We start from the raw sequence: 21123 nt of genomic DNA on the forward strand, positions 1-21123 counted from the left end.
TTCTTACAGTAGCTATACGGATAAGATTTTTTATTTATTAAGTATTAACCCTCCAGGCTCTTCACTACAATATCCATATGTCGTATTAATTATTTGCCCATTAATATAGTTATACCACCAAAACATATCCATATCACCCCTAAAATGCATCTCAAACTGAAACTTTTTAGAATCAATGCAATTGATGAATATAGTTCGATCCGTCTTCTTAAAAAAATAGTCAAGAAAAGTCTCTCCGCAATAGAAATCATATCCTTTGTAATAGAATATAGCATCCGTGTACCTTGCATGATTTTTAAACCTAGGCAAATATTCAACTCCAATTGAGAATTCTGTCGAATCGGACAATATGTCAAAAGAAAAAGCTATTTTATTTTTTAATCCTTGATACATAGGACAGCCTTCTGTTTTCGTTATAATAGAATCTAATATTGGATATAAACATTCCTTTACTTCATACACTTTTATTTCCTTAGTTATATAATCTTTTGCTTTGTAAGGTTTAAACTTAACAATTTCTTCGCTAGACCTGCATCTAACAAATAGCAGAATTAACAACATGACAAATGAGAAATAAACTAATACTTTCATAACTTTTTTATTTCATTATTTACGTACTTTATTTGTATAGTCATAATATTTTCCATTGTTTAATATTCTAAAAACAGCTTTAGGAGAATCTTCTAATATATTTTTAGCGTTTCCTATGTCAGCATTATCTTTTGATGGCGTAGTACGTCCAATTCCTGGATGAATATGATCCGCTCTGATAACTTGAAAACCTAACCGAGTATATTTCCCAATCTGGTAACTTCCTAATCCTATTGTACTATTTTCATGACTTGTAGTTATCAGGTTAACACTATTCCCCTGATTATCATTCATAAAGTATTACTCCATTCCACGTCAGTATTTTTATCTAAAAAGTTCATGATACTCAATGATTCATTATCACTTTTCACTTCATACGCGTGGCTTTTTATTGTTTTTCCAGTAGCTCTTCCCTCTTGACTCTGCATAACACCTGTAATTTGTTTAGAACTCATATTCTTCATTTCTGTACCCGAAAGTATTCCTTTACTTATCTGTATCCCTGTCTTATTGCCAGTTTTATCATAGTCTTTTACAGTATTAGATGAATACTTTTCTTTACTATACAATACATCATAACTATTGCCCCCTTCATTATTTACTTTTGAAATATATCCATTCGTATCAACTGCATAACCCGTATAAAGCATACCTGTTGGATCAATATATCTTATAGGATTGTTATTGCAATACCCATAAGAACTTAATGAATAATACTTCTCCGCCATAGGATCCACCACATGCCATCTACCTAACGCAGCATTATAGTGCCTTGCCCCGTAATCGTACCAATCCAAACCATTCTTCCTATCCAACTCCTTACCATTATACTTATAAGCCTGAACAGAGGAAGAAGACGAAGCAAACGTACCACCGAAAGGATAATAATGATTCACCTCCTCTATGTTTCCATTTTCATCAGCAACCACACGATTATTTCCTTGATGGTCCTGAATATAATAATGATACTTGTTGTCCGAAAAAGAAACATAGCCGCCTTCCACAAGCAACGTTTTAGCTATACCATTTTCATAGATCACATTGCCGCAATAGTCAGTGGTAGTATTCGTATCACCTGCCTGATGAACTGTCCGAAGTTTTTTCCCTGTTGCATCATAACTATATGAAATATTACTACCATCACCAAAAGTTATCCGGCGAGGTAAATTTAAGAAATTATATTGAATATCAAGAATATTCTTATTCAAATCTTTCGTCAAATTACCATTCGCGTCATAAAAGTACTCAACTTCACTGGAAACACCATTTCTAAACTCAAAACCGTTATTGTAAACTGATGCAGTAGCCATATCTTCAACAGCCTCCAATTGATTGCCATTGTAAACCATATACAGACTATCAATAATTTCATAAGTATCAATCCCTGTCTGTCCATAACGTCCTAAAAAAGTTATATTCCCGTGTTTGTCATAACGATAAGAAGTATCAAAACAGTTCATTTTTCTATTATTACTCTCCAGATAATTTGCCGTCTTCAACCGCGACAAGGCATCATACGTAAAATCATACCCTCTTTGGATATTGTCTGAAGTCACTTTCCAATCCATACCGGAAATATTACCACTATAACAAACACTGTTAGTCCCGTTCGAACGTTTGTCATTATAATACAACTTCTGGCTAAACAGGGGACCGTTAATGGCTGTTATCCAAGAACGTACATTATAATCATACCAGCTTTCAAGACGTCCACAGTTGCCATGGCGGCATACATCCGACAAGCGCCCGAGAGCATCGTAATATTTATCCGTTAAAATAACAGGGTTTCCTCCATTCAAACTGTGCTTCGCAAGTAGCTGGCGTCCTGCATGATCGTACGTATAAGTATATTCTTCTGTCTGTGTACCTTTTCCTGCGGCGGAATGGACATGCTTCCGCTTCAAAGGATTACTGGTAAAGTCATAAGCTATATATTCTTTTTCAAAGCCTTCAGTTAAATGATTACCACTTTTACTCTGTATCATCCGTCCACGATAATCATAGTACATTACTGATGGAATATATCCAAGAATATTCAGATTAGCACTGTCACGATAGGCTGTTAGTGTTCCGGTCAACAAAGATTGAGCACTATCTTCAGATCGTTCTCCATAACCGGAAAGCGGCGTGTATTCGTAGTCCGAATTCGCGAAGGAAAGAAAGCCATTCATTCCCATGAAAGCATAGTTATCGTAATAGTTCACGGTTAGTATTTCCGCATCTATCAACGATGTTCCGGATAAAGAATAACCTTTGTAAAGCCCCGTATAATCATTGCAGACAACATTCACCACTGTATCAAGGGCACTTTGAGAAAGCTCAAAAGTATTCTTACAAACTCCTGTAAGACACACTCTTCCCAAACCGTCAGTAATGGAAAAACTCCACTCACCCCGTTTACGCTGTTCTCCATCCTGGGTAAATACAGGATAATCTGCTTTGTCATACACATAACGTATCCAATCCTGTCCCGGAAGTCGTTTTGCTGTTATTCGGAAGCGCTTGTCATACTTATAGAGATAGGCGTAATCGCGAAGAATGAACGAAGAGGCATTGTTCCACAGATTTCCAGATTTTATATAATCCGATGCTCTAGGTGGCAATACTACATGTAAATTTCCCCATTCATCATAGATGTAGTTTGTATCATAGAACTCATGATAGGGAGCACGGACTATTTGTCTGTTTAAAACTATTTGCCCAAAACGGTTTTTGAACTCAAGAACAGCGTTTCCTTCTTCATCCGTCCGACGGGTTACGTGAAGACTACCTGTCGGATAATTACCTGCCGGAGAGATGGCGACTAAAGTATCAGCATTTTCCGTCACATCCTTTATTTGATAACGGATACAATTAAGCGAATCATTTCCCACCACATTCGTCAACTGATATATTGTTTCAACGGCTTTTCCTTTTAGTTCCGGCCGCAAGTGAAGGCATCTCTAAATGAGCACTTAGGAAATCGCAAGCATTAGTTCCTGAATAATTATCGTTATAAGCCAATCGATTTCCATTTTTATCTAACAAGTACACTTCAGTATCCTCCACTTCCGAACCGCAATGGAAAATTTCCGCATCCATTACGCGAGGAAGTGTGAAACGGTAGCAAACTCCACTTCTGTAGTCATCATATCCCTGATATCCGACTTCAGGATTATTGGTGTCTTTTGTGTTCTCATAGATAAAAAGAGGGTCATAAAGACCAATATTTCCAATGCTTTCCGCAAATTCTGTGACAAAAGGTATTTCTACCGTTTTTGTCCCCATGATACGGGTTGTAATTCTTCCATTTCTTGTTGCTCCTTTGGACACCACATAATACATACCGGGTGGCATATTCAGTCTTTTCGAGTATGCTTGACCCAGATTGTCACACGCTCCTTCTACCGCAACTCCTACCGTACTGCGTATATCGTTACCGTTTTCATCCAACAGATAAAGAGAAGTCTCATCCATTTCCGAACCACAATGCGAAACGGTAATATCCATATTGCACAACAAATAGAAACCATAACAGACGCTATTTCTATAAATATCATCACTTCGATAGCCGATATATGGGTCGCTGGTGTCTTTAGTGTCTATGTAATTGAAATAACTGTTGTACTCGCCAATGTTTTTAGCAGATCTGATAACATTAGGTGACAAGCCTTGCAATTGAGTGTATACACTTCCCCTTACATTAGGACTCCAGTCCATTTCTATCATATAGGTTCCGGGAAGAAGGCAAGGAGCGACAACATAAGCATGTCCATCTACACAATGCTCATAATCACCAACGTTCGCAGCAAGTACCATATAATCTTTATCTAGCAAAAAGATACCAGTACCACCCTCCAATGTAGATTCACAATGTGAGACGACTATGTCCAGCGGACGAGTCAGCGTAAAGGAGTAACGAGTAGAAATATCTGTATAGTTCGGCGGATAAAGTCCCCACTTGGTAGAGAAGGGAGCTGAAAAGCTACCCAGATTTTCAATATCATCCGATGTCTGCCCAAATGTATTACCGATGGTCATAAAACAAAGAGCAAATAAAAGTAATATCCTTTTTTTCATATTTATTCTGCATTTATTGGTTCGCATAATTGTATTCACTTCTCTCAATTAATTCATGCCTGTTACCATTTATGATATACGTCTTAATTAATCGTCCCAAATCATCATACTCATAACAGGTGGTCAACCCCATAGGATTGGTTACTGACGCCACGCCTACCAACGGCTTGTATGCATAAGTCGTCACATGCGCTGAAGGCAGGGACTGACGTAATTTATCAATATTGTACATTGACGGTGACTTAGCAGCAGCAATATTTTTCACAACCTCTTTTCCACCCAATTTCGCGACAACTTCTTCATAAGTCGCATTTTCAATTAAAGCAATGACGTACTGATTACTATATCCATATAGATAGACCACATTTTCTTTACCACCCTTTGTCTCCTGACATTTACGTCCGTAGTCATCATAGATGTAAGTAAAGCGAGTGTCACCTTTTTCTGAAGCAGAACGACGAATAACCACGTTCTCCGGTTTATAGACATTGATGAAAGGGACGGAATAGGGTGTCTCAACTTCCAAATATTGTCCATTACGGATATGCTCCTTTTTCACAACAGGGCTTAAGATATTACGTTCGACCATTTCCGTATATGGGAATATATCACCATAATCTTGAGGATATGACAGGTTAGTAATGGGGCGTGTCGGATTGCTGAAGAAAGTACGATGCCTGGCAGTACCGTATTCATTAGCAATAGGAGCATAGCGTCCGCCTTGTTCGTTAAATAGTTCACAAAGGTACACCCCTTGAACCAGCCGAAAATAATCCAAAACAGAAGCAGTCAATGGTGTCCCACACCCGTCTTCTCTCCAGCTATAAGTAAATGTTCGTACTTTTGTATTTCTGCCTTCTGCACTCCTAGTTTGGATTTGCTTAATACGTAAACCACCGGCTTGTTTTATATTTCCTTCTTCATCTCTATAACGATGTGCTTCATAAATGAACTCATCAGTAGAACCGGCCGGATAGGTGATACTACTCAATGTTCCATATTTCATATATTCTTCATCAGGCTCCCGAGAAAGTTCGGAGCCAAAAGTCACATTCAGACCACCAGCAGATTCAATACCAAGAGGATATATATAACCGTTCACATACCTATATTTCCAACGTGTCACTTCAATCGTTTGACGTGGTACCAAAGTCACACTGTCCGGGCGGTATACCCCATTGAAGTACCCCCAATAGTCAATAGAACGATTTCCCGGATCAGGCAAACGATTAGGATGTTCATACCCGAAAAGATACGTTTCCTTCACTTCTCCATTCTTGTCTACCATGACAAGACTTTCTAGAAAATAACGCTGAATAACACGATCATTGGGTGTGTAATAGTTGAAGCGGATGTCTTTGACGAAATTTCCATTACAGTCGTAAACTGTAATCTTTTGAATTCTCGGAAACTTAGAATCTTTTGTGAATATCACTTTCCCCTGATCAAAACAGATCTCGCTCAATAATTGGCTTTGAGTGCTTATGTGACGACCGGAAGTAGATCTGTCGGGTTCTGTCCCATCTGAAAATAGTTCCCCATCAGCGTTACTTTGGAAACCGTATGTCACATTATTTTGCCTACTAATTATAATCGGGTCTTGCATACATTCATCAGGCGTATAATCCATCAGTTGCAGCATGGCTTTTCGATTCGTATAAATCTCTTTTTTTATACTAAACCCATCTCTCACTATAATATAGTCATCGTGCACATTCACTCGATAAGCTACTTTCCTATTATCATATACAAATGAAATAGAGTCTCTTTTATTGGACGCAACAATAGCCGATGCTTTCCAGCCAATAGGGTTTGAATTTCCCTCTCCTGTTTCTCTACCTCCAGCGAATTTATAAACTGCGCCATCGTCATCCGTAATCTGAAAATAATCCCCCGTCCAATCAATACGAATATTTTCGTAAGGTATAGGCAAAAAATTCCGGCTTTTGTCAACCGGCTCCATAGCATACATAAACATGCCCTGTTTATCAGGCAAACGATAATAGTATTCATCCGGTTCTTCTATAGAAACCGAAGTTAAATTCTAACCCTCACGAGATTGTCGACACATCGCGCGAGGGTATTTAATGCTCTCTTACAGATTCATCGCATTAGCGCCCAAAACGCCAGCCAAAGCCGAAGCCACTGCGATAACCACTTTCAGGATCATATCCCATACTGATTTCTTCATTGCCATAATTTACCTCCTTTCCGTTTCTTTAATTTCACCACAGAGGATGCAGAGGGCATAAGAGAAAGGATCTTCTTCCTCTTATATCTACTCTCTCAAAAGCTTATTTCTAAATACTCTATGGTTATTTATGTACTAATTATCTTATAAATTCCCAGTGTCCTCACTGATGAAATTTTCAGCCCTCACCTCAAAACACGGGCACTGTTTAATCCACTCTTCCGGTTCTATCTCACCGTTTCCATTGAGATCGGGCGAAAGATCCCGATGTCCGCATACCCGACAGCCGGGGAATTTCTCTTGTAGCTGCCCGACGAGTTGTCGAAGTGTAGCTCGCTGTGCCGGAGTCCGGGTATCTGCCGGGCGTCCCCGGCAGTCCAGACCACCTTCATAGCAGATACCTATTGAGTGAGCGTTGAAACCTTTTGCATGTGCTCCGATGCGTTCGATGGAGCGGGTGAGGTGCACTGTTCCATCCTTGCGGATGTAGTAGTGATAACCTGTTCCGTTGAATCCACGTCGTCGGTGCAACCGGTCCAAATCTTCCGGAGAGAGTGTACAATCCCCCCGCGTGGCACTGCAGTGCACCACGATTAAGTTAATAATTCGCATGTTAGTGGATAATTAGTTTTAGTTTACTAGTCTAGTTAAAAAACTCCGTTTAGTCAGCCATTTGTGTTTGTGTTGCGACCTACGTGCAGGCTATGCTGCCGGATCCGGTGCTTCTCCACCGCCATCGCCGGAACCACCGCTGCCGGAGCCACCACCATCAGGTTTACCACTATCTCCGCCACCGGAAGCCGAAGTATCGGCAAGGTCGAAACGGACACACTTGGCGCCTGTCACCAAAGAACGGGTGGCGGTGGTACGGTCGGGATTCTTGGTGTAGTTGGGCAGGAAGCGGACGGTAAGGGAAGCCTGGGCAGCCGATACTTTCTCCGGCAGTTCCACACCTTTACCGTTGGACTTCATCACCATGCGGAAAGTACCGAAGCCGTCGAGCGTTACACTTTCCGATGCTTGCAGATGCTGGGCAGCCACTGTCACCAGGTTATCAAGCGTGTTCTTTACGTCACCCGTGGAGAGAGACGAGTAAGCGGCTATCTCTTTGGCGAGTTGGGTGGTTGACACATTGGCCGTGTAAATCACACGGGGATGAAATAATTCCTTTTTGTTTTTGTCTTCCAGAATGGACTGGAAGGGTTTGTACAATACTGGCATAATTGTAATAGTTTTTACGTGTTAATAAATTAGTTTAGTTTTGTCCTTAAGCTTAATGACACTGTAAAGATACGGGTATTATTCAGACTGACCCAACCATTTTTTCAAAGTGCGTTCATCAATTAATTAATTACGCTCAAAAGATAATGTCCCGGCAATTTGATCTTCCCATTGCTCCCGCGGATGCTGCTGAATCCCTTCCACACCGGGTGTCCGATAGCTCCGAAGTTGCTTTTCAGGATAATGGCGTATTGCTCGGAAGGCGGAATCTTGTAAGAGTGAAGGTTCTCCAGCAACCCTTCGAAGTTACGCTGCATGCCGTCGGGCGGTGGTTGCAGATTGTTGATATCCTCCTGTGTCATCACCTTCCTGCTTTTCAAAATTTTTCCTCCTCCGTTCTCTCCTTGAGGAGAGTCAGAGAGGTGGTTTATTTTGTTTTGGTTTGTTTTAATTTGTTTTTCTTTGTTTTGTGTACCCAATGTCGACATTCCGGCTTCCGATGTTGCAGAATCGGTGGTTGATGTTACAGTATCAGCAGTTGGTGTTACATCACAGCCTGTTTTGTTATCAGCATCCTCCGCACTGTTTTTGCTGTTTGGAGAAGTGTGGTACGATGCAAGCTCTTCCGCTTCCAACAGGCAGTAGGCGGGGTCTATCAACGAGCTGCTGCGCCGCTTGGTGATAAAAAGATACTGCCGTTGGATATCGGCGGAAGTCAAGATGCCGTATTGCCGGAAAAGTCCGGCATCAAACAGTCCACACTCCACGGCCAGGGCGATGATACGTTTCACGTCATCAAGATCCGTATTGTAAAGGCTGTCCGTCAGTTCGTCGTAAAACTCATCACTGGCAGGGATATAATATCCTTTTCCGGCATAGATGTACGACAGCGTTTCTACCAATGTGGCAAAAGCGGCATCACCTTCCCGTTTCATGACACGACGCACTATACGGTCGTGCATGAAACTGGTGCTCATGGGGAAATAATCCAACCCCTGTTTTATTCTTCCCATAGTGCGCGTAGTTTTTCCTTTTCCTGCTTCCGGCGGATACTGTCCGACACCACTTGCCGGGCATGGCGGATAAGGAACATTCGCAAAGCGTAGTCCTTCACCTCGGTTATCACCGGATAGGAAACAGATTTGTTTTCAAATAATGTACTTTTATCCTGATTGCGATGTCTGCGTGCGTTTGCCTTACGACATTCTTTGCAGTAACTATCCGTAGTACGGGTACGCTGATTCATATAAAAGGCTTCCTGTGGAAGCTCCCGCTTGCAACATCCGCAGATGCATAGAGATTTGTTCATAATGGTTTCCATATTGCTTTTCCATTTTTATAGTTTTCATATTTAAATATTTGTTTGTATATTGAAGATATATCGCTGGCGCGCAGGACATATAGTTGCTGTATATTGGAGATATATCGGCTGCACATTGGGTATATAGATGCTACACGCAGGATATATAGATCTTATATGCAAGATATATAGACGCTGCAAGCAGACTTACTATTACTTTCGCGCGTCCGGCACGGTTTCCTTAAAAAGGCGGTGAATGAGGTATTTTGCAACCTTTCGTAAACTTTTTGCTGTTTCTCATGGTTTTCCTATTTAATATTTATATTTTTGAAACATATTTGTGATTTCGTTGCTACAAATATAAAACAGTTTTCATAAAGAAAACAAAAGATTTTGGAAATTAACTTTCAAAAAGTAGATAACAGATTATCAATGAGCAATTAACGAGTTTATGAATTTTTACATCAAAAATAAACGATCATAGAATGGATACATTTTTAGATGTCACAGGAATCGTGAAGCGTGCCAAACAGGTGCTAAACTTCAAGAACGACAGCGAATTAGCTGAATATTTAGGAGTCTCACGTGCCACAGTATCCAACTGGGGTGCACGAAACAGCATTGATTTCCGCCTGTTACTCGACAAATTCGGGGACAAGGTGGACTACAACTGGCTATTATTAGGAAAAGGGAATCCGAAACATCAGCCGAGACATTGCGAAAGCGAACTGGTAAAAGGAGAAGTGGAGATTATACACAATCCGAAAACAGCGGAACCGACAGATGACCGCAGCGTCATGTTGTACGATATCACAGCGGCAGCCAATCTGAAAACATTATTCACCAACAAACAGCAGTATGCACTGGGGAAGATATTGATTCCCAATATATCCGTCTGCGACGGGGCGGTCTACGTCAACGGAGACAGCATGTACCCTATATTGAAATCGGGAGACATTATCGGATATAAAGAAATCAGCAGTTTCGACAACGTCATTTACGGGGAAATATACCTGGTGTCGTTTATGATTGACGGAGACGAGTATCTGGCAGTAAAATACGTAAACCGTTCGGAGCAAGAAGGTCATCTCAAACTGGTGAGTTACAACACACACCACGAACCGATGGATATTCCATTCGCGTCCATCAACGCAATGGCGATTGTGAAGTTCTCCATCAGGAGACACATGATGATGTAAGTTTCACCACCGAGGACGCAGAGGACACAGAGGAACACTGTTTTTTTATATTAATCCTCAAAGCCCCCACAGGATGTGTTGTATAAGCGCAGTTGCCACATACCGTACAGGCAGTCACAACTACAAGACAGCCACGACTATGAGAATAAGACCTCTGCGTCCTCTGTGGTGAATCAGATTTCTTCCCCTTTCAGCGTAGCCGAACTAGCCTCCGTGACACGCACATTGACGAAATCACCGACACGATGCGTACCTCTGTCGAACACCACCACACGGTTTTGTTCCGTACGGCCGAACAGTTGATCGCGCGAACGCTTGGAAACACCTTCCACAAGCACTTCATACGTCTTTCCGATGCAACGCTGGTTGGATTCGGCAGACAGACGGTTCTGTAAAGCGATAATCTCATTCAGGCGGCGGACTTTCACCTCTTCGGGCACATTATCTTCAAGATGTTTGGAAGCATACGTTCCCGGACGCTCGGAATATTTAAACATGAAAGCAGCATCGTACCCACACGCTTCCATCAGCGAAAGCGACATGGCATGATCTTCTTCCGTTTCAGAATGAAAACCGGAGAAAATATCGGTAGTCAGTCCGCAATCGGGGATGATGCGTTTGATAGCTGCCACCCGGTCCAGATACCATTCACGGGTATACTTACGGTTCATCAGTTTCAGGATGCGGGAACTACCGCTCTGCACAGGCAGATGAATATGTTTACATACATTCGGCACTTGCGCAATCACCTCCAACGTTTCGTCACTCATATCCTTCGGATGGGAAGTCGTGAAACGAATACGTACCCCCGGAGCGGCTTCGGCCACTGTTCGGAGCAACATCGGGAAGGTAACCACTTCTCCTGTCGGTCTCTCAAAACGGTATGAGTTGACATTTTGCCCCAACAGGGTGACTTCTTTATAACCTTTTGCCACCAAGTCCGCCACTTCATTGAGGATGCTTTCCACGTCACGGCTACGCTCACGTCCGCGAGTATAGGGAACGATGCAATAAGTGCAGAAATTGTTGCAACCACGCATAATGGACACAAAGCCGGAAATATGATTGCCACAGATACGCGACGGAATCACATCCCGATAAGTTTCGGTAGTAGAAAGCTCCACATTGATTGCTTTCTCGCCAGTCTCTACGGCAGCAATCAAATCGGGCAACGTCAGGTAAGCATCCGGACCGACTACCAGATCGACATGATGATTCGTTATCAGATCATCCTTTACCCGTTCGGCCATACAGCCCAGTACACCCACAATCAGGCGCTTTTTCTTTTTCTTCAGCGAGTGGAAAAACTCCAGGCGGTTCAGGATCTTCTGCTCCGCATTGTCGCGGATAGAACAAGTGTTCATAAACACAGCGTCAGCCTCTTCCAGCGTTTCAGCTACGGAATATCCCGCCATTTGCATCACCGATGCAATCACCTCACTGTCGGCCACATTCATCTGGCAGCCGTATGTTTCGATAAACAACTTCTTGTTGTCATCAGTCATTTCAGTTGCGGATTTAAAGTCCGCTCCCGTTAATTCGTTCATACTCAAATCTTAGTTTAAAAATTCGGATGCAAAGATACGGCTTCACTTTCAATAAGTAGTTAATTGACACAGAAATAACGCAAAAATTGATGATTTGGCAAGCAAATTTGTAATTTATGTTAAGAGGATAAACATTTTCCATCCATATACTTGGCAAATTTAAATTTATTTTTCACATTTGTGCAATGAAAGAAACATTAGATTTTTTCATAGTTAAGGTTTAGGTTAAAAAAATTAAGGGGAGCTGTGAAGCTGCCCTTTTTTCATGCCCAAATGTTAGTTCAAACCAGATAAAATGCCTACCTTTGGCGGATAACTATTTAGATGTGAAGCACAATGGAAGATTTTTTGAAATTTCTCTTGATAGCAGGCGTCATTCTTGTGGGAATATTCAAAGAGGTGAATAAAAACAGCAAGGCAAAAAAGGCTAAAGCCAAGCACCCCGTTCCCCCAATGCCATCTCCGGTTGAAGTAAACCCCGATACCGCTCCTATGCCCGAAGCTTGGGGCAGGCCCAAATCCCTGGAAGAACTGTTCCAGCCGATTCTTCGCGAGCAACCGGTCGCCAAACAACCTTCCAAACAGCAAACTTCGAAACAGAAAAAGAAAAAAGAAGAAGTATCCGTGGCTGCATCCCTCGCGAACAGTGTCGCACAGGATGAACAAAACAGTCGGCAAGGTGCTCACTATAATACTCCTCACGATTCACCCGACAATAAAGAAGACTTTACGATTCATTCGGCAGAAGAAGCACGCCGAGCCATTATCTGGGGAGAAATACTTCAACGGAAATACTGACCGACAGTCGGAGGAGACTTCTTTTAAGTATTAAGTATTAAACATGGAGTATCAGGTGTCAACCTGTATACATACATTTTGAGCGAATTTTCAACTAATTAGATATCAACTGTATTTAACACGAAATTTACTATTTATGTCACTCAATCGTATTTCGGCAGCGGAAGCTGCAAGCCTGATTAAACATGGCTACAACATCGGCCTAAGCGGATTTACTCCCGCCGGAACGGCCAAGGCTGTAACAGCCGAACTCGCAAAAATTGCTGAAGCAGAACATGCGAAAGGAAACCCGTTTCAAGTAGGAATTTTTACAGGAGCATCGACAGGAGAGTCCTGCGACGGCGTACTGTCACGTGCCAAAGCGATCCGCTACCGCGCCCCTTATACTACCAACTCTGATTTCCGCAAAGCTGTGAACAACGGAGAGATTGCCTACAACGACATACACCTCTCACAAATGGCACAGGAAGTACGCTACGGATTCATGGGCAAAGTGAACGTAGCCATCATCGAAGCCTGTGAAGTGACTCCGGACGGAAAGATTTATCTGACTGCTGCCGGTGGTATCGCTCCGACCATCTGCCGTCTGGCCGACCAGATCATCGTAGAGTTGAACAGCGCACACAGCAAATCCTGTATGGGTCTGCATGACGTGTACGAACCGCTCGACCCGCCTTACCGCCGCGAGATCCCTATCTATAAACCGAGTGACCGCATCGGACTGCCTTACGTTCAGGTAGACCCGAAAAAGATTATTGGCGTAGTAGAAACCAACTGGCCGGACGAAGCCCGTTCTTTCGCCGCTGCCGATCCGTTGACCGACAAAATCGGACAGAATGTTGCCGACTTCCTCGCTGCCGACATGAAACGCGGCATCATTCCGTCTACTTTCTTACCCTTGCAATCGGGTGTAGGAAACATCGCCAACGCCGTACTCGGTGCATTGGGACGTGATAAAACGATTCCTCCATTCGAAATGTACACAGAGGTAATACAGAACTCCGTGATCGGACTGATTCGCGAAGGACGTATCAAATTTGGTAGTGCCTGCTCACTGACTGTAACAAACGACTGTCTGGAAGGCATTTACAACGATATGGATTTCTTCCGCGATAAATTGGTTCTCCGTCCGTCGGAAATCTCAAACAGCCCGGAAATAGTACGTCGTCTCGGTATCATTTCTATCAATACAGCCATCGAAGTCGACCTGTACGGCAACGTAAACTCTACCCATATCGGCGGAACAAAAATGATGAACGGTATCGGTGGTTCGGGAGACTTTACCCGCAACGCTTACATTTCTATCTTCACTTGTCCGTCTGTGGCTAAGGAAGGTAAGATCAGTGCAATCGTACCGATGGTATCCCACCACGACCACACGGAGCACGATGTTAACATCGTTATCACCGAGCAAGGTGTTGCCGATCTTCGTGGCAAGAGTCCGAAAGAACGTGCACAAGCCATCATCGAAAACTGTGCTCATCCTGACTACAAAGAGCTTCTTTGGGATTACCTCAAACTGGCCGGCAACCGCGCGCAGACTCCACACGCTATTCAGGCTGCACTTGGTATGCACGCAGAGTTGGCTAAAAGCGGCGATATGAAGAATACCAATTGGGCTGAATACGCCAAGTAAATAGAATATAGGATTTACAATATTCGATTCTAAACAAGTATAATTGTATTCTCTGGTAAACAAAATCCAACGATTTTTGCTTATTAGAGAATACAATTATCTTTTTATAGAAAAATCAATAAGTTATAGAAGAATCAATAAGCCCTCCATAAAGAGTAGAAACTTAACCTATGACAACATAGAAATCGGATTCAACAACGAAATTCCACTTGGGTTGTTTTTGGGGGTGTCAAAACTCTTTTCTTTAGGAAAGTGCTTCTGCTGTACATAGCTGTAGCAGGGGTAAGTCTTTCAATTTGGGTATTATGACACCATCTATTTCCCGATAATCACCTCACACACCTTATCCTGAAACGCCCGTGCCTTAGCTGCCGAAAGCACATTCTGGTTCATAATGGCAAAGGCTACTTCATGTCCGTTTTTCATCTTCAGATAGCCCGCGAGCGCATTTATTGCCGTAAACGAGCCTGTTTTGGCATGAACATTCCGGAAGGCAGGAGTACCTTTCATCCGGAATTTCAATGTTCCGTCCACCCCGCCAACGGGAAGAGATTTATATAACATCTGAAACACCTCTGTTTGCGAGTACGCATATTTCAGAAAGTCCACCAGCAGGGCAGGAGAGAGGTAATTATAATTGGACAGTCCGCAACCGTCGGCAATCTTATAGTCTTTCGGGTCATGCCCCAGGCGACGGATCAATTTCATAATCTCGACAATACCATCTTCGGCAGCTACCTGCTTCTTTCCCGTAGCCTGCGCCCCTAAGCGACAGAGCAATGCTTCCGCATTGAGATTATCACTCTCTTTCATCAACTGGTTCAGCGCTTTCTGCACGGGAGTATTCCAGCAAGCCATCCGTTCTACAGTCACACTATCACGAGGCAATTCGGCAAAGCCATACGACTGGGGAGTCGTGATTCCTTTCCCACGAAGACGCTCCAGGAAAGTATGCATAAAGAAACGGGGAGAGTCATAGATGTTTACATCGTCCTTTCTGATCGAAGTGACATTGCCCGAAACGAGGAGATTATTGCCATTCGTCAGCCAGTCTCTCGTGAAAGAGAATCTTCCGGCAGAAGAGGTACGTGTTTTCGTCTGATTCGTCACTGTATAATAGGAGGATACAGGTTGACAGGAAACACTCGCGGTATCTCCCTGCACCGTAGAGGGAACAACAGAAACCTGTACAGTCCCCTTGCAAAACATCAGTGGAGACAAATAGGGCTGATAGCCCGCAGGAGTATCGTCCCATGCCCATCCACTACCCCAATAAAGGGAGTCTTTCATCGAAACGTCACCATATACCTGTCCGTTAATCACCGAAAAAGGGAAAGTGATTACCTCTTCTATCAATGAATCCATCGACTGGCTGTTAAATTCAGGATCGAATCCGCCCACTACATACAGGTTGCCTTGCAAGGTATCATGCTCTATCACGCCATCGTGCCATACTTCCGTGCGGAAAGGCTCGTTGGCTTCGGGGCGGGAGAGTGCGGTAATAGCCGTCAGCAGCTTCATGGTAGAGGCAGGACGGGAAAGTTTCTCCGCACGATAGTTATAAAGCGATTTCTTAGCCGTCAGATCGTAGACGGATATGCCGACCTCGGATGCTTCGGGGAGCATCTTCTTGATAAGCGAATCTATCCGGGAGAAATTTTGTTGTCCCCAAAGTGGCAACAAACAAACTGAAAGGGCGACCAACAAAAGACTTTTTTTCATACAATACAGTTTATGACATCAACAAATGATAGTATCTTACCTCTATATCTATTTCAAGTTTTTCTCTACCTGTCCAAAAAGCGAACCGGAGCCATAGCCGGACCATACATCCTGAATTTTTCCATCAGGGGCAATCAATACATAATGAGGGATACCCCGTACCTGATAGTTTAGGGCAAGACCGGTGCGTCCTTTACGAAGTTCGTTCCACTGGTTACCGCCCATTCCTTTCGTCTTGATATACTCTTTCCAACGTGCTTTCGGGTCCTCACTAATACTAATTACAGTCATTTTATCCTTATACAGATCCATCACCTTCTCCATTTCGGGTATCGACTCCACGCAAGGACCACACCCGCTACTCCAGAAATCGAGTAAGATGAATTTTCCTTTGAATTCGGAAATATGACGGAGAGAATCATTCGCATCATACAAGTCTCCATCCACCATCATATCTCCAACTCCTACGGTAGTGGGAGGATAAACATAGGCTGTAATCTCCTGTCCGTCATCTGTTTGTTTATCGGATTCGGACATTCGAGCATAGAGGTTTTTCACCTCTTCTTTATAAGGCATGATGGTTTTATATTTCATCATGGAAGCAAAAAACAATAATCTATCCATCCACACCGGGGAGACGGGAGCTTCTTCCATGTATTCCATTTCCTTTTTCCAGATTTCCTGCTGCAACGGCATTGACAGTTTCCGGATAGAATCTATTTTGGCCCAGGCCTGACTTTCAAACTCCCGGTCGCCCGGATGGTCTATGAACATCATCCGTTGCCAGTCATATTCCGCTGCCATGTATTGCATCAGTTCTTTCTGTTGAGCCATCGTACAAGCCGTAAAGCGGTTTTCTTCCTGCTGTTCCGGCACATCGCTTACTACTTCCCATGTTTTCACTAGTTTGTCCTGTCCCTTGATTTCGATGTATTCTCCCGGTGCGATCCACACTTCCAGCCATGTACCCGGGAAGCCCCGATTATCAGACATTATCAGCATTTTCCGTGTGGTAGAAACCGTGTCGCGAAAAGAGAACTGTCCATTCATAAGCGTATCTCTCAAGACACAGTTAAGAATATTTCCGTCTTCTTCATACAGGCCGATCACAATGCTGTCGGGAAGATTGGCCAATTCGCCCTGAATCAAATATTCATTGGCGGCAACTGACGCTTTACGATTAAATGTACAATGACACATCACCATACAAACTATTGCCAATAAGACCGGAGTGATTATATATTTTCTCATCATATATTTGATTTTATCAGTAAGATACCCACATCAATGAACGATCGCAGATATCAGAATCCGTTTATAACACTTCCCGGAAAATCTCTCCTACCGTAGGATGTGGGAAAACAATCTTTTTCCATTGCGCTGCCGTCAATCCGAGCTCAATGGCAGTGCCCGCAAGAGTGATAATCTCCGAAGCCGGATTGCCCAATACATGAGCGCCAATCACCCGCTGCTGTTCATCCAGCAATACTTTGCAGACTCCGTTCACGCCTTCATTCTCCGCCACAAAACGGCCGGAGTAAGCCATCGGAAGTTTGATAACCTGATAATTGATTCCTTTCGTTGAGGCCGACTCCTCCGTTTCACCCACTCCGGCAATCTCCGGATTGGTATAGACTACGCCCGGAATAGCCCGATAACTCATGGCATCTTCCTTTCCCAAGATGGAATGTACGGCAACTTCCGCTTCACGAACAGCCGTATGGGCGAGCAAAGAGAATCCTGTCAGGTCACCACAAACATACACGTCCGGCACAGAAGTCTGCATCTTTTCATTAACTCTGATAGCACCACGCTCCGTCTGCTCCAAATTCAGGTTTTCGAGCCCGAAACCTTTCGTCACAGGACGGCGACCGACGCTCATCAACAGCTTTTCTGCAATGACACTGCCGTTTCCCTCCGCGTTCTCATAAGAAACAACAGCCCCTTCTCCCGTTTGCGACAAGTCGACCACTTTCGTACCAAGCAGGAATTTAATACCTCGTTTTGCATATTCCGCACGGAGCAAAGCGGAAAGCTCTTTATCCATTCCACCCAGGATTTCGTCCATCATCTCAACCACCGCCACTTGTACTCCCAAACTGTTGAAGAACGATGCAAACTCCATCCCGATCACTCCGCCACCTACAATAGCCAGAGAGGCCGGCAATTCTTTACTGTCCAAAGCATCCCTGTGCGTCCAGTAGTTCACCGCATCCACTCCCGGAATAGGGGGAATGAAAGTTTCCGAGCCTGTACAAAGTATCAGGTTCTCCCCTTCGTAAATTTCCTCCCCGCAGCGAACCGTATTTTTATCAATGATCTGCGCTTCTCCCGATACGATTGTAACATTGTTGGCAGTCAGCTTCGCTTTCACTCCCAGCACCAGTTTACGCACTACCTTACTCTTACGAGCTATTATCTTAGGCAAATCGAAAGAGACTTCCGGGATATTGACTGCATACTTTGATGCATGTTTTGCACTGTCATAAGTCTTTGCCGAATACAGCAACGTTTTCGTAGGAATACAGCCTTCATTCAGGCAGACGCCACCCAGACTATTCTTTTCGATAAGCAATACGCTCAAACCGCCTTTACCAGCAGCTTCGGCAGCCGTATATCCCGCAGGACCGCCACCGATGATAATCACTTGATATTTCATAGTATATAATCAGTTACTCTTTTATCTTCTTTTCAAACATTCTCTTTTCGAGTAGTTCTGCAAATTCCTGTTCCTTGACAGGCATCACCGAAACAAACTTCCCTTTTCCGTATTCTATCAAGATATAATCCGTCACCGAGAAACTACCGAACTTCATGGAATGGTATTTCCTGACTGTGGTGATTTCGGAAAGCGGAATAACCTTCTTACGAATAAAACGGCCGCGTGAAACCTCCAGGTTACCGTCTGTAGTCAACGTATAAGTAGTATGTATAATCTGTTCGATCACTACAATCAGCATCAGCATAAACAGTACCGCTACCAAGATATATTTGCACCACAATGCGCCAACAGCATTTACAGTAAGCACCACCAACAGGAAATATTGGTACCAGGCGATGCGGGCATGAAAAATTCGATTCATTTTGTCAGATTTTTGCCTGCAAGGTAGCAATTTTATGAATTAGTGACAACGAAAAGTACAACGAAGTAACTTATTTTGTAGCTTTGCGGTGAGAAATAACAAGATTATGGTAAGAAAATTCGATTTCCTCGTTATCGGTTCCGGAATTGCCGGTATGAGTTTTGCGCTGAAAGTGGCGCACAAAGGTAAAGTTGCTCTTATCTGTAAAAGCGGGCTGGAAGAAGCCAATACGTACTTCGCCCAGGGAGGTGTAGCCTCCGTCACCAACCTTCTGGTGGATAATTTCGACAAGCACATTGAAGACACAATGATTGCCGGCGACTGGATCAGTAACCGTGCCGCAGTAGAAAAAGTAGTGCGCGAAGCTCCCGCACAAATTGAAGAACTGATTAAGTGGGGAGTGGATTTTGACAAGAACGAGAAAGGCGAATTTGACTTGCACCGCGAAGGCGGACACTCGGAGTTCCGTATTCTTCACCATAAAGATAATACGGGAGCGGAAATTCAGGACAGTCTGATTAAAGCCGTACAACGCCATCCGAATATCACGGTCATCGAAAACCAGTTTGCCATTGAAATCCTGACACAGCATCATTTGGGTGTAACCGTAACCCGCCAGACACCGGACATCAAATGTTATGGTGCTTATATCCTCGATCCGAAAACGGGAAAAGTAGATACCTATCTTGCTAAAGTGACGCTAATGGCTACCGGTGGAGTAGGAGCCGTTTATAAAACAACCACTAACCCGCTAGTCGCTACCGGAGACGGTATCGCCATGGTTTACCGTGCCAAAGGTACGGTGAAGGATATGGAGTTTGTACAATTCCACCCTACCGCCCTGTATCATCCGGGAGACCGCCCTTCTTTCCTGATAACAGAAGCGATGCGCGGCTACGGAGGCGTACTGCGTACAATGGACGGCAAAGAGTTCATGCAGAAATATGATCCCCGTCTTTCACTCGCTCCCCGTGACATCGTGGCACGCGCCATCGACAACGAGATGAAGAACCGTGGAGACGACCATGTATATCTGGACGTCACCCACAAAGATCCCGAAGAAACAAAGAAACACTTCCCCAATATCTACGAGAAATGTCTTAGCCTGGGCATCGACATCACGAAAGATTATATCCCGGTAGCCCCGGCCGCCCATTATCTCTGCGGAGGTATCCTTGTCGACCTGGACGGACAATCTTCCATCGAACGTCTTTATGCCGTGGGAGAATGTTCCTGCACAGGATTGCATGGAGGCAATCGTCTGGCTTCCAACTCACTGATAGAAGCAGTCGTATATGCCGACGCTGCCGCCAAGCACAGTCTACAAGTGGTCGATCAGTATTCTTATAATGAAGATATTCCCGAATGGAATGACGAAGGAACCCGTTCGCCGGAAGAAATGGTGCTCATTACGCAAAGTATGAAGGAAGTGAACCAGATTATGAGTACGTATGTAGGTATTGTCCGCAGCGACCTCCGTCTGAAACGTGCTTGGGACAGACTCGATATTATCTACGAAGAGACTGAAAGCCTGTTCAAACGTAGCGTAGCGTCCAGAGAAATCTGCGAATTGCGTAATATGGTGAATGTGGGTTATCTGATTATGCGCCAAGCAATGGAGCGTAAGGAAAGCCGCGGATTACATTATACGATAGATTATCCGCACGTGAAGAAATAGGATTTACAGTATTATTCTTATTAAAAAGAAAAAACAAGAGGCTTCCTCAAATTATATTTTTGAGTTTGGCCTCTTATTTTTTTATCTTTATATGTTTC

The 21123-nt window shown here is 43.6% G+C and carries 19 protein-coding genes; 4 read left to right on the forward strand and 15 right to left on the reverse strand.

The genetic code is table 11. The annotated features are described in order from the left end of the window. Positions 1-30: 30 nt before the first annotated feature. From KSX81_RS11630 to KSX81_RS11675, 10 genes are all read right to left on the reverse strand, one after another. Positions 31-591, reverse strand: a complete 561-nt coding sequence (locus KSX81_RS11630; RefSeq protein ID WP_004298868.1) for a hypothetical protein — start codon at positions 589-591, stop codon at positions 31-33. 15 nt (positions 592-606) lie between these two features. Beyond that, complete coding sequence (locus KSX81_RS11635) at positions 607-885, reverse strand: JAB-like toxin 1 domain-containing protein (protein ID WP_004298867.1); 279 nt, start codon at positions 883-885, stop codon at positions 607-609. Further along, on the reverse strand, positions 882-3521 hold the full coding sequence (locus KSX81_RS11640; RefSeq protein ID WP_105096231.1) for an RHS repeat domain-containing protein: 2640 nt from the start codon (positions 3519-3521) through the stop codon (positions 882-884). The genes KSX81_RS11635 and KSX81_RS11640 overlap by 4 nt, the downstream gene beginning before the upstream one ends. Next, complete coding sequence (locus tag KSX81_RS11645; RefSeq protein ID WP_138274374.1) at positions 3490-4650, reverse strand: hypothetical protein; 1161 nt, start codon at positions 4648-4650, stop codon at positions 3490-3492. Before KSX81_RS11645 ends, KSX81_RS11640 begins: the two co-directional genes overlap by 32 nt. A 13-nt stretch (positions 4651-4663) precedes the next feature. Beyond that, positions 4664-6622 carry a hypothetical protein gene (locus KSX81_RS11650; protein WP_052587932.1) on the reverse strand — a complete coding sequence of 653 codons (1959 nt, stop codon included), beginning with the start codon at positions 6620-6622 and terminating at the stop codon, positions 4664-4666. Between the two features lie 123 nt (positions 6623-6745). Beyond that, the gene (locus KSX81_RS11655; protein ID WP_005681936.1) at positions 6746-6841 is read right to left on the reverse strand and encodes a smalltalk protein; all 96 of its coding nucleotides are present in this window, start codon (positions 6839-6841) and stop codon (positions 6746-6748) included. 144 nt (positions 6842-6985) lie between these two features. Beyond that, a complete protein-coding gene (locus tag KSX81_RS11660) occupies positions 6986-7453 on the reverse strand; it encodes an N-acetylmuramoyl-L-alanine amidase (protein WP_004298857.1) in 468 nt (155 codons plus the stop codon). A gap of 90 nt (positions 7454-7543) precedes the next feature. Continuing rightward, entirely contained in the window at positions 7544-8062 is a 519-nt protein-coding gene (locus KSX81_RS11665; RefSeq protein WP_217725589.1) for an HU family DNA-binding protein, read from the reverse strand. A 122-nt stretch (positions 8063-8184) separates the two neighbouring features. Beyond that, positions 8185-9075, reverse strand: coding sequence for a DUF4373 domain-containing protein (locus KSX81_RS11670; protein ID WP_004298853.1), 891 nt, complete (start codon positions 9073-9075; stop codon positions 8185-8187). Then, positions 9063-9383 (reverse strand): hypothetical protein, encoded by a 321-nt coding sequence (locus KSX81_RS11675; protein WP_004298851.1) that lies wholly within the window; start codon positions 9381-9383, stop codon positions 9063-9065. Before KSX81_RS11675 ends, KSX81_RS11670 begins: the two co-directional genes overlap by 13 nt. 464 nt (positions 9384-9847) lie before the next feature. Between KSX81_RS11675 and KSX81_RS11680 the strand changes: the two genes are divergently transcribed. Continuing rightward, positions 9848-10561, forward strand: coding sequence for a S24 family peptidase (locus KSX81_RS11680; RefSeq protein ID WP_004298849.1), 714 nt, complete (start codon positions 9848-9850; stop codon positions 10559-10561). A 173-nt stretch (positions 10562-10734) separates the two neighbouring features. Here the strand turns inward: KSX81_RS11680 and miaB are convergent, their stop codons facing one another. Continuing rightward, positions 10735-12108 carry a tRNA (N6-isopentenyl adenosine(37)-C2)-methylthiotransferase MiaB gene (gene miaB, locus KSX81_RS11685; RefSeq protein WP_004298847.1) on the reverse strand — a complete coding sequence of 458 codons (1374 nt, stop codon included), beginning with the start codon at positions 12106-12108 and terminating at the stop codon, positions 10735-10737. Between the two features lie 336 nt (positions 12109-12444). Here miaB and KSX81_RS11690 point away from each other — a divergent pair, with 336 nt between their 5' ends. Both KSX81_RS11690 and KSX81_RS11695 read left to right on the forward strand, forming a co-directional pair. Further along, a complete protein-coding gene (locus KSX81_RS11690; protein ID WP_049701489.1) occupies positions 12445-12906 on the forward strand; it encodes a hypothetical protein in 462 nt (153 codons plus the stop codon). Positions 12907-13042: 136 nt separating this feature from the next. Next, positions 13043-14542: an acetyl-CoA hydrolase/transferase family protein gene (locus tag KSX81_RS11695; protein ID WP_004298843.1), complete on the forward strand. Its 1500-nt coding sequence runs from the start codon at positions 13043-13045 to the stop codon at positions 14540-14542. Between the two features lie 315 nt (positions 14543-14857). Here the strand turns inward: KSX81_RS11695 and dacB are convergent, their stop codons facing one another. The 4 genes from dacB to KSX81_RS11715 form a co-directional block, all read right to left on the reverse strand. Next, positions 14858-16264: a D-alanyl-D-alanine carboxypeptidase/D-alanyl-D-alanine-endopeptidase gene (gene dacB, locus KSX81_RS11700; protein WP_004298842.1), complete on the reverse strand. Its 1407-nt coding sequence runs from the start codon at positions 16262-16264 to the stop codon at positions 14858-14860. Positions 16265-16312: 48 nt separating this feature from the next. Beyond that, entirely contained in the window at positions 16313-17515 is a 1203-nt protein-coding gene (locus KSX81_RS11705) for a TlpA family protein disulfide reductase (RefSeq protein ID WP_052587931.1), read from the reverse strand. Between the two features lie 64 nt (positions 17516-17579). Next, complete coding sequence (gene lpdA / locus KSX81_RS11710; protein ID WP_004298839.1) at positions 17580-18923, reverse strand: dihydrolipoyl dehydrogenase; 1344 nt, start codon at positions 18921-18923, stop codon at positions 17580-17582. Positions 18924-18936: 13 nt separating this feature from the next. Then, complete coding sequence (locus tag KSX81_RS11715; RefSeq protein WP_004298836.1) at positions 18937-19347, reverse strand: PH domain-containing protein; 411 nt, start codon at positions 19345-19347, stop codon at positions 18937-18939. Positions 19348-19453: 106 nt separating this feature from the next. Between KSX81_RS11715 and nadB the strand changes: the two genes are divergently transcribed. Further along, positions 19454-21025 (forward strand): L-aspartate oxidase, encoded by a 1572-nt coding sequence (nadB, locus tag KSX81_RS11720; RefSeq protein ID WP_004298834.1) that lies wholly within the window; start codon positions 19454-19456, stop codon positions 21023-21025. Positions 21026-21123: the final 98 nt, after the last annotated feature.

It is taken from the genome of Bacteroides sp. MSK.18.37 (genome assembly GCF_019129155.2).
Classification (GTDB): Bacteria; Bacteroidota; Bacteroidia; order Bacteroidales; family Bacteroidaceae; genus Bacteroides; species Bacteroides ovatus.